This window comes from Flavobacterium sp. C4GT6 (genome assembly GCF_036347315.1).
GTDB lineage: Bacteria > Bacteroidota > Bacteroidia > Flavobacteriales > Flavobacteriaceae > Flavobacterium.
The window spans coordinates 1-8,932 of record NZ_JAZGZU010000024.1 but is presented as its reverse complement, the minus strand read 5'-3'; the positions used below and the strand labels follow the sequence as shown (position 1 = coordinate 8,932).

The 8,932-nt window shown below is 38.3% G+C and carries 9 protein-coding genes; 7 read left to right on the top strand and 2 right to left on the bottom strand.

Annotated features, from left to right (window positions below):
• Nucleotides 1-136, top strand: a 136-nt coding sequence (locus V3Z67_RS17470; protein ID WP_442902275.1) for an OmpA family protein, incomplete at its 5' end; no start/stop codon positions are given.
• A 477-nt stretch (nt 137-613) separates the two neighbouring features.
• Here V3Z67_RS17470 and V3Z67_RS17365 read toward each other — a convergent pair.
• Both V3Z67_RS17365 and V3Z67_RS17360 read right to left on the bottom strand, forming a co-directional pair.
• A complete protein-coding gene (locus V3Z67_RS17365) occupies nt 614-1,525 on the bottom strand; it encodes a helix-turn-helix domain-containing protein (protein ID WP_330444523.1) in 912 nt (303 codons plus the stop codon).
• A gap of 56 nt (nt 1,526-1,581) precedes the next feature.
• Nucleotides 1,582-2,388, bottom strand: coding sequence for an SDR family oxidoreductase (locus V3Z67_RS17360; RefSeq protein WP_330444522.1), 807 nt, complete (start codon nt 2,386-2,388; stop codon nt 1,582-1,584).
• Between the two features lie 367 nt (nt 2,389-2,755).
• Here V3Z67_RS17360 and V3Z67_RS17355 point away from each other — a divergent pair, with 367 nt between their 5' ends.
• From V3Z67_RS17355 to V3Z67_RS17330, 6 genes are all read left to right on the top strand, one after another.
• Nucleotides 2,756-3,565 carry an SDR family oxidoreductase gene (locus V3Z67_RS17355; protein WP_330444521.1) on the top strand — a complete coding sequence of 270 codons (810 nt, stop codon included), beginning with the start codon at nt 2,756-2,758 and terminating at the stop codon, nt 3,563-3,565.
• Between the two features lie 201 nt (nt 3,566-3,766).
• Nucleotides 3,767-4,108, top strand: coding sequence for a hypothetical protein (locus V3Z67_RS17350; protein ID WP_330444520.1), 342 nt, complete (start codon nt 3,767-3,769; stop codon nt 4,106-4,108).
• A 407-nt stretch (nt 4,109-4,515) separates the two neighbouring features.
• Nucleotides 4,516-5,220 (top strand): AraC family transcriptional regulator, encoded by a 705-nt coding sequence (locus V3Z67_RS17345; RefSeq protein ID WP_330444519.1) that lies wholly within the window; start codon nt 4,516-4,518, stop codon nt 5,218-5,220.
• The gene (locus tag V3Z67_RS17340; protein ID WP_330444518.1) at nt 5,184-5,432 is read left to right on the top strand and encodes a helix-turn-helix domain-containing protein; all 249 of its coding nucleotides are present in this window, start codon (nt 5,184-5,186) and stop codon (nt 5,430-5,432) included. Before V3Z67_RS17345 ends, V3Z67_RS17340 begins: the two co-directional genes overlap by 37 nt.
• 388 nt (nt 5,433-5,820) lie before the next feature.
• Complete coding sequence (locus V3Z67_RS17335) at nt 5,821-6,258, top strand: hypothetical protein (RefSeq protein ID WP_330444517.1); 438 nt, start codon at nt 5,821-5,823, stop codon at nt 6,256-6,258.
• Between the two features lie 406 nt (nt 6,259-6,664).
• Nucleotides 6,665-8,683 carry a patatin-like phospholipase family protein gene (locus tag V3Z67_RS17330; RefSeq protein ID WP_330444516.1) on the top strand — a complete coding sequence of 673 codons (2,019 nt, stop codon included), beginning with the start codon at nt 6,665-6,667 and terminating at the stop codon, nt 8,681-8,683.
• The last annotated feature ends 249 nt before the right edge of the window (nt 8,684-8,932 follow it).

Here is an 8,932-nt window from a genome sequence, read left to right as displayed (position 1 = left end):
AGGTATTGCTAAAGAGCGTATCTCCGGACAGGGATATGGTGAGAGCGAGCCTAAGGTTGACTGTAAAGAAAACTGCAGTGAAGAACAACATGCTCAAAACAGACGATCTGAGTTTATTATTGTGAAAAAGAATTAGCGCAAATATTAATTATAAAAATTGCCCATGAATAAATAGAATTATAGAGTTTAGTAGTTTGTTTAAAATCCCTGCAAAGCAGGGATTTTTATGTTTATGTACTTTTAGGGTGAGTTAATGTTGATTAACTGATTTTATTAAGAAAATACATTATTTCCCGATACAGAAATTAACAAGCCTTTGTATTACTGAATTTCAACGTGTTGAGGTACAATAGGATACAGTTTTAATCCAAATATCGACAAACATCACAGATAAACCATTTGTTTTATATCAGAGATGTACTAGTACAAGGCCGCTGGTTAGATATCAAATATTTTTGATTGAAAAAAAACAAATTTGCTAATTTTTGTAGGCGTTTAGAATTAAATAAATTAGCGGAGGTACAAATATTATATGCCCGTAACCACGCAGAGGTATGCGCTTATAAAAAGCAGTAAATTGATTTTTATTTATTTACTACCAGTTATTTTAAAATTAATTAAAAGACTGCCTAAATTGTAAAGGGGATAAGGATACATTTCGTTTGAACATTTTATTGAACGATTGCGGATATCCAAATCCCAGCCTGTAGGCGATTTCTGAAATGGACATATTGGTTAGGGTAAGATACTCCTTCGCTTTATCTATAATCTTATCCTGTATAAGCTGCTGCGCATTTTGCCCGGTAAGTGAGCGAAGCATATCGCTAAGGTAGTGAGCCGATACATGTAACTCTGAGGCAAGCAGTTCTACTGTTGGCAGGCCGATATTTAAAATATCCTCCGAATCAAAATATTGGTCCAGGTATTGCTCCAGTTTGGTGAGCAGATCATGGTTGACGGCTTTGCGGGTTAAAAACTGCCGCTCATAAAAACGCTTGCTGTAGTTGAGCAGAAGTTCCACCTGGGCCACCATAATATCCTGTGTGGTGAGGTCGATATGGGCACACTCTTCCCTTATTTTTTCAAGTAATTCAGCAATATACAGTTCTTCCTTTTCTGAAAGATGCAGCGCCTCATTGACTTCATAGGAAAAGAAGCCGAAGTGTTTAATATTTTCCGCGATCGGGTAGGTGTAGAGTAAATTTGGATGGATGAGCAATGTGTAGCCATCTCCGGCAATATTGCCCAGTATTTCTGAGTGTGGAATATCAACTAATTGCACCTGCTTTGGAGCGATAAAGGTCATTACCCCTTTGTCATAATCATAGTATTGCCCGCCATAGCGCACCTTGCTGCCAATCCCTCTTTTAAGGGAGATACAGTAAAAACCCAAACTGAATTGTTTCCAGACTTCAGTTTCTTCAAACTTCATTTCCGATACCCTGAATACGCTTACAAGCGGGTGCAGGGGATCAGGAAGCCCCACCAGCCGGTGAAATTCGGTTATGGAATTAATGTTAATCATAGTTTGTATTATTTATTAAACCGGGCTGCAGAAATATGCTGCACGGATAAAATATCTTAATTGCCTAAAATCTGCTTCCTTATCTCTTGCCTAAAGGCTTCATTACCTATTTCATTACGCCTTTTATACATAGTGTTGGCATCCTCTCCGGCAACATAACGTATTTGGTCTTTACCGTCGGTAGCTGCTTCAAAAACTACTGCAGCAATATCTTCTGCTTTAGCAGCGGCATCCGTCATGGCATTAGTTATACTAAAAAGTTTGTCTTCCAGTTCCGTATAGTCTGCGTGTAAGGCTTTGTCCAGAGAGCGTCCTAAAAAATCCGTGGCTATACCGCCCGGAGCCACCGTTTTAATTCCAATATTGTGCAAACCAAGTTCAAACGACATCCCTTCAGACCATCCCTCAATTCCAAATTTAGCCGCGTGATAGATGCTATGCAGGGGGAACGTAAGAAAACCTCCCATCGATGTAGTGCTTATAAAAAGGCCTTTTTTCTTTTCTCTAAAGTAGGGAATAAAAGCTTTTGTAACCCTGATTACTCCTAAAAGATTGGTGTTAAGCTGTGTTAGTACCTGTTCATCTGTAAATGCTTCAAGTGAGCCCATTAGTCCGTAGCCGGCATTATTAAATACTACATCAATACTGTGTAACGATATAGCTTTGTTCACATTTTCTTTAATCTGTTCATTATCTGTAACATCAAGGGGTAACAGCGTAACGTTTTCTAAAATATTGAGTTCTGTTTCCTTTTCCGGTTTCCGCATGGTAGCAATAACATGCCATCCTTTATTGTGAAATAATTTTGCGGTAGCTTTACCAAGCCCCGAAGATGCTCCTGTAATAAAAATTGTCTTTTTCATTTTAATACTTTTTAATCAGAAAACAAAGTTCAGTCTAAAATAGGGATTTAAATTATCTGTAACGGAGAAGATTGTATCCGTATTGAAGTTAAGCCTTGAAAAGTTCTAACAGAATTTCATGTAAATTCAGCAATCACCAAAAATCTTGAATAAACCTAATCCAATTGATCCCTTTCGCTAATTTAGACAACTAAAAATGAATATGCGCTGAACACACTCCAATCAGAGGGTTTATTTACAACCTGATGTTAATAGATTAGATTTCCCCAGTGGGAAGCAAACCTACCTTTCCACTACAATATTGTGACTTTTGGCTACACATGCTTGGCGAATGCTTCTGAACTTTGCAATAACAAAAACAATCAAAATGCAAAACGAAATTAAAAATTGGACATCATCTGATATACCTAAAAGAAAAAGCGGTTTAGCTATAATTACAGGTAGTACTGAGGGTGTAGGATATGAAGATGCATTAGCGTTATCATCATCAGGATGGAATGTGATAATGATGGGGCGCAACCCTCAAAAAGGGGCAGATTCAATCGCTAAGATCAAACAGGTTAACCCTACGGCAAAAGTGAGTTTTGAAAAAATAGACCTTGCAGATCTATCCTCAGTTAAAGCCTTTGCTTCAAGAATGAATTCAAAAGGGCAGGCTGTTGATCTTTTAATAAATAACGCTGGTGTAATGATACCACCAAAACGACTCGAAACTGTCGATGGCTTTGAGTTGCAGTTCGGCACAAACCATATTGGCCACTTTGCATTGACGGCACAGCTTCTTCCATTATTACGTAAATCACCGGCTGCCCGTGTTGTTACCGTTTCAAGCGTAGCAAATCGTGAGGGAAACATCAATTTTGATGACCTACAGTCTACATATTCCTATAATCCAATGAAAGCCTACAGCCAGGCAAAACTTGCCAACCTGATGTTTGCTTTAGAACTTCAACGACAAAGTGAAAAGCACGGTTGGGGCATTATAAGTATAGCGGCCCACCCCGGTGTTTCCCGGACAAACCTGCTTATTACCGGTGCAGGGCGATGGAGCGGCCCAGGGATAATGAGGACTTTTTTTCCGTTTTTGTTCCAGCCGCCTGCGCAAGGAGCCTTGCCGACATTATACGCAGCCACTTCTCCGGATGCTAAAGGGGGGTGTGTATTATGGACCAAATAAAATGAGTGAGACCCGTGGATTTCCATCGATCGCAAAAATACCTGTACAAGCACAGGATTTGGGTGTTTTTCTTAGGCTATGGGAAATTTCCCTAGAGTTAGCAAGAGTCACATTTTAATACCTGCTGTTTCAGTCCATTACCTGCGCATAAGGTATTTCTAAATTCTGAATTTTCAACATTATGATTCAAAAATAAAGCAAATGAAACTAATTAGCGCTGTATTGATTGTTGTGGTTTTGCTTTCATCCTGCAGTGCCAGAAAAACCATTTACATAAGTAACAAAACGGGCAATCCCATCACCTTGCTGGTGGATAGCTTTTACAGGGCCACACACACTATAGCTTTTACGGATTCCCTGGATGGGTTAAGGATAGCGCATAAAAAAGTTTTTGATTATGGCAAGGGCAAATGGACAAAGGATGATAAGAGCAACCTGGAGGAAGTGCTTAAGAATACCAAAGTCATTAGTGACAGCAGTAAGACAGCTATCGATACGCCACACAAGACCAAAGTGTCGCATATAAGCTTAAACGTTGAATAACTTTGGATAACTATTAAATAACATTTTACAATAACGAGATGAATACAATTCAAAACAACGACAAGCTGCCAATGGGTTTAACAGTACTGTCAAATGCATTGCAGTCTATAGGATTTTATCTGTACTTCAGATTTAGAAAAGCATTTCCTAAAAAAGCAAGAACGGCCCTTATCAACGCAATCATAGGAATACCTATCGGATTAATTGGCGGTTATGTATTACAAACTTATTTTCTGAATTAGTGCAGATGATAACAGTTTTCCTTCATAGAATATCGTAAATTGGTTGGTTTGTAAGAGTATTGTCCGGATCATTGCGGGCATCATTTTACAACTTTTATGAATTTTGCTCGTAGCAGGATACTAAAAAAAATAAAGTAATAACTTCATATTAATTTAACTCTTATTATGGCAAATTCAACACCCTTCAGGGTTCAGTCCATATCACAAATACACCAGTTGATGGAACTGCCAAAACCGCATCACCCTCTTATCAGCATCCTTGATTTAAAAGGCCTAAGAAATAGAAATGATACCGATATTGAGGCCGTTGTCTTTGAAATGTACGTAATATCAATGAAAAGAGGTTGCGAGGGATTACATTATGGACAGCAGCAGTATGATTTTAATGAGGGGCTGATGGCTTTTGTATCTCCCGGACAGTTACTGCGTGGAGAAGCAAACGGGGTACCTAACAATCTGGAAGGCTGGATGCTCTTTATCCATCCCGATTTTTTGTGGAATACTACCCTTGCGCAAAAAATAAAGAAGTACGATTACTTTGGTTACGCTACCAATGAAGCCCTGTTTTTATCCGATAAGGAAGAAACAGTAATTAACGACTTGGTAAAGAACATTAAAACTGAGTATGATTCTAATATTGATAAATTTAGTCAGGATATCATTATCTCAAACCTTGAAACTCTGCTCAACTATGCACAACGCTTTTATGAGCGACAGTTTATCACCAGGAAAATCACAAACCATCATATCCTTAATCGGTTTGAGGAGATCCTGACAGCTTATCTTAGTAATGAAGACATGCTTTCTAAGGGATTGCCTACAGAGTGCAATACATGGCATATAGTCTGCACATATCTTCTAAATATTTAAGCAGCCTGCTTAAACAGCTTACTGGGCAAACCGCGCAACAAATGATCCACGAAAAATTGATTGATATGGCTAAAGGGAAACTATCTACAACAGCGCTGTCGGTAAGTGAAATTGCTTATCAGCTTGGTTTTGAGCACCCTCAGTCATTTAACAAATTATTTAAGAGCAAGACCAACCAAAGTCCGTTAGATTTTCGGCAATCCTTCAATTGAACGCCTATACAGCCTTCTTGCGTTGATGTTCCCAAATTCATTCATAAGCCATTTGGCTGGACTGCTCAATAAAGCAAATAGTACTTTTTAGAAAACCTGCCCTTCCTTTTTAGCAAGACCTTTGTCGTATATTTTAATCTAAAAAAATGAAAGACAAAGCAACTGTTCTGGTAACAGGCGGGACGGGTTTCGTAGCCCGGCAGATTATCCTACAATTGTTACAAAAAGGCTTGAGGGCAACCATACGCTAATATCAACGGGGTTCTTGAGGCAACACATACCGAAGGAGAAAATATTGTTCAATAAAGAAATAGAATAGATAATGAACCAGATGCCTATAGAAATGAAAATATTTCAAAACAGCAATTAATAGATAAAAACATTAAAAATGAACCTTAGTAAAACAAGAGGGAAAATATTACTGCTTATTTTCTTAGTATTATCTGGCTGCTCTGCACGCAAATACAACCAGATGGAGATTAAAGGTGATGGTAAAGACTGTTTTACCAAAGCAAATATTAGTACACTTGTCAATAATAGTTTTGGACCTGATGATGGATTAACAAAGTTTTTATATATAAGAAAAAATGTTACTGATACTACTAGTTGTATAGGCTTATACAATTGTGTATTTATAGGTTTATCATCCAATGAAATTGTTCGGAAAGTTTTAAAGTTTGAAGATAAAATTTATAATTTTTCAGATAAAAATGAAAGTAATAACGAATTAGCTCTTCAGGAATTTATAAGTCTTTATAAAGGTAAATTTATCAAAGAGAAAATGGATGAATTAATTTTTCAATTTCAAAAAGGAACCGAGTATTGAGGAAGTTTTTTTTTAATAAAAGTCATAATGTAAAACCCCGTTTCATTTTGAGCGGGGTTTTACATTGATAGATGTGTAATAGTAAATATGAACTTTGTTACTATGAAATAGCTACTATAACCTGAAAGTTAACCTTTGAATGTATTAGTGAAGTTATTACTGTTATGGGTAGCATCTTGGCTACTGCCTCTTGCTGCGCTTTTGCCTTGTAGATGTTTTCTTACCAATGTCTACTTATCTTAGTTTCCTCATGAAATGTGACCTGTATTATTGTATAATCGTACCTTAAGGGGTAAATAAGGGATTTTTACTGTAGCTGTAAAACAGGTGTTTTTACCTATCTGAATTATCTGTTAGAGTATTATTTTTGTTACTAATCGTTTCTAGCAATTAAACCTTACACTTTATGGAATCAATTATAGAAAACCCTTTGGATGTATCTGTCGAAGCCGAAAGGCTATTTCAGGACGGTACAGATTTTGAATTTCCCACAAACCCTTTTGAGAGCATCGGGCTGGCATTTTCAGGGGGCGGCTATCGTGCAGCAGCCTATGCCTTAGGGACACTAAGCGTGCTTGATGCACTGAAAACAGAGGATGGTACTAGTTTACTGCAAAAAGTAAAATTCATATCGTCGGCATCCGGTGGTACTATCACAGCCGTAACCTACGTGGCATCGCTTCGTGAAAACATGCCGTTTGCAGAATTTTTCAGACATCTTAACAAAACAATTACGCAAGAAGAGCTGCTTCATCAGGCACTTGGAGATCTTTCTGAAGCACAAAACTGGGAAGGTCTGCCCAAAGCCCGCAATCCCATAAATGCTTTTGCCAGAACTTACCATAATTCCTTACTGAGTTTCGTAAAGGAAGAGAATAGAACCCTTGACCATATTATGAGTGGAAACGACGCTTCATTTCATATTGAAGAGTTTTGTTTTAATGCATCTGAATTCTATACAGGACTATCTTTTCGTTTCCAGGGAGGTCCAAAAGGATGGAAATCCAAGAGCGGTGGTAAATTCGGAAACAACAATATCAGGATCGCGTCAAAAACAGCAGTGGATACTTTGCGACAAATCCGACTGGCCGATATTCTTGCAGCGTCTTCCTGCTTTCCCCTTGGTTTTGAGCCTATAATGTTTCCACGTGATTTTCATTATCCCGGAGGACCGGGGTTAGACGAGCTGCGTAGCGCGTTGGAGATGGATCCCTACAGCTGGAAGGAAGGAGATGTTTATAATAACTCCAGAAGTAGGAGGGCCACAGCTGAAAGGGAATTTACCGAACGCGGTGAGTTTGGCCTGATGGACGGGGGAATTTGTGATAATCAGGGGCTTTACAGCCTTCTTATGGCTAATAAACGAAAAGTAAAAAAGAGTGGAGGCTCTAAGGCTAAGAATCGCTTTGACCTTATGATGGTTAGTGATGTGACGAGTTTTTTCATGCAACCCTTCAAAGAACCGGTTACTGAGGTTAACCATTGGAATCAGGATACCCCTGAGCAGTACTGGAACAGTTTTACCAAAATGCCGGCAAAAATCCGAAAATCACTTATTATAGGTTACATTGCAGGTGGTGTGATAGGGTGCCTGTCGCTTTTTCCACTTATAAAACAGGGTGGATCATTATCAACGGTACTACTTGCCATAATAGGGCAGCTACCTATTTTAGGTGTCTGTATTGCTGGCTATTTATATAACCGTTTTAAAAGCAGGAAGCAGCAATTGTTTACCCTTTTGGAAAAGAAAACCCTTGAAGAACTTTTTACCCATTATTATCCTGGCAATTCTTTTATTGGGCGAATCGGTACTAAAATGGTTTCCCATCTTAAACAGACTAAGCTGCAGGAGCTTGTTACTATGGCACAAACCCGCGCCCATTCTTCTGCTACCATGATAAGCGAGGTCTTCCTGAAGCACATACGAAGGCTGATTTATGATCAGCTGTTTTCTAACCCTGCTTACAGGTATAGAAGACTGGGTAATTTTATATATGCATTATCTTATACCAATGCCAAAAACAAAAGACCGGTAAGCCTTGATGAGGCAGAAGAAAAGGGAGATGCGACATATGCAGGGCGAAAAGCCGCCTTTGACAGTGATGTAGCCGCCTATTTTAAATTAAGTCCGCAGATGCAGGATGTTGCCGAACTTGCCTATAATGCACCCACTACATTGTGGTTTACTCCAGAACAGGAAACTGATAACCAACATAATTTACGTAAGGCTATCATTGCTACCGGACAGTTCACTACCTGTCATAATCTGATGAAATATTCCTTGCAGCTCAAGCATAGTAAGTATTTTGATACGCTTGAGACCCCTGCACAGAACCGTATTCTCAGTATCACAACTCAGCTGGCTGCTATGATGCAGGAATTTGAAAAGGATCCACACTACCTTTATAACAGGCTCGCAGATTAATAGTAATACTTATATGATTTTACTTGTAAGGATTAAGTTCTTTCATATAGCTATTTGTAAAATAAGGTAGCTTTATTAGATATAGAGAATAATAGTATTTTCATATATATCCTGATTAAAAACAAAAATCCCCAACCGAAAGGTGGGGATTTTTTATGTAGTGCCTTTTTAGAAATGACTAGTCCTAAAATAGCGATACAGGATTAATAATAGTAAAAATACATTTTTTAGACAGAAGTAGCTTTCGGT